1 protein-coding gene is annotated in these 1,352 nt (G+C 48.3%); it reads right to left on the minus strand.

Annotated elements, in window-relative coordinates:
• The coding region (ltrA, locus tag L6H65_RS26375) for a group II intron reverse transcriptase/maturase (RefSeq protein WP_236347746.1) at positions 1-881 on the minus strand (881 nt) is incomplete at its 3' end.
• Positions 882-1,352: the final 471 nt, after the last annotated feature.

Genomic DNA, 1,352 nt, shown 5'->3' on the forward strand with positions numbered 1-1,352 from the left:
TTTGCTTTCACTCGTTGCAGAGATGGTTTCGAAATTTTCACCTTGGGATAGGCTTTGTCCCAACTAAGCGTGAATCCTAGAAACTTTCGTTTCCATGGTCGGTCAACCGCACTTTTCGTTTGGTTCACTTTCAGCTTTAGCTTCTTCTCAATGAATTTTGTGACGGATTCTTTCACCCGCTGACCTGCCTTCCACGTTTTCACGTAAATGTTACAGTCGTCCGCATATCGGACAAATCGCAGATTGCGCTTCTCCAGTTCCTTATCCAGTTCGTCTAGGACGATATTCGATAGTATTGGACTTAGTGGCCCTCCCTGCGGCGCTCCCTCAAGTGTTGGCTTTACAAGACCCTCTACCATCACGCCTGATTGCAGATACTTTCGGATGAGCTTCAATAACGTTTTGTCCGTTATCTCCTCCGCAAGCCTCGCCATTAGCCGGTCGTGGTGAACACGGTCGAAGAATTTCTCCAAGTCGATGTCTACCACAATTCGGTAGCCTTCTTGCATGAATGTTCTCGCTTTCCACACGGCTTCATGACCTCGTCTCTGCGGACGGAAGCCATAGCTATGATCGGAAAACCCGGGGTCAAATACGGGAGTCAGTACTTGAGTAATGGCTTGCTGAATGAGTCGATCCGTCACAGTAGGTATCCCTAATAACCTTGTTCCGCCATTCGGTTTCGGGATTTCGACCCGACGGACTGGACTTGGTTCATAGGTTCCGTTCCGAATGCTTTCTCGAATGGTCTCCCAGTTTTGTTGGATGTGTCTGCGTAAGGTTTTTACCGACATGCCATCCACGCCATGGCTTCCCTTGTTCGATTCGACACGTTCTAGTGCCGACAGCATATTCGCTCGTGACAATACTTCCTCGATCATTCTAGATACACTCTCCCGCGTGAATGTTCCTTCTCTTTGTGCCGTAGGTGGACTCCGCCCTTCCCAGTACCCTCGCGTATTCACCGCTACTTTCCTGAGATAAGTCCTTTCGGATTGTCTGCTTTCATCGTCCATCTTCGAACGCCAAGTTTTCACATTCCTATTTCATGTTCAGTCCTTCCGCTTATTGTTGCAACAACAAGCGTATTATGACCTCTGCTGACTTCTGTACCTTCAACATGGCTTCACAGCCATGCTTACAACTTCATCGTTGCTTGGGTACAGATCTCCCCAGGTAAGAACGCTATCTTCCTCTCCATCTATCTGCTCCATTTACTTTCGTATGCCTTCGGCAGTATGGACTTTGACTTGTTATGCAGTCTCACCCAACATACGTTAGCCTTATATGAAGTTCGTGTTCCTCAGACCGGAGATTTGCCGCCAGCTTCCTTCAGATCCCACCTCACGGTG

The sequence above is a fragment of the Paenibacillus plantiphilus genome (assembly GCF_927798095.1).
Lineage (GTDB): Bacteria > Bacillota > Bacilli > Paenibacillales > Paenibacillaceae > Paenibacillus_Z > Paenibacillus_Z plantiphilus.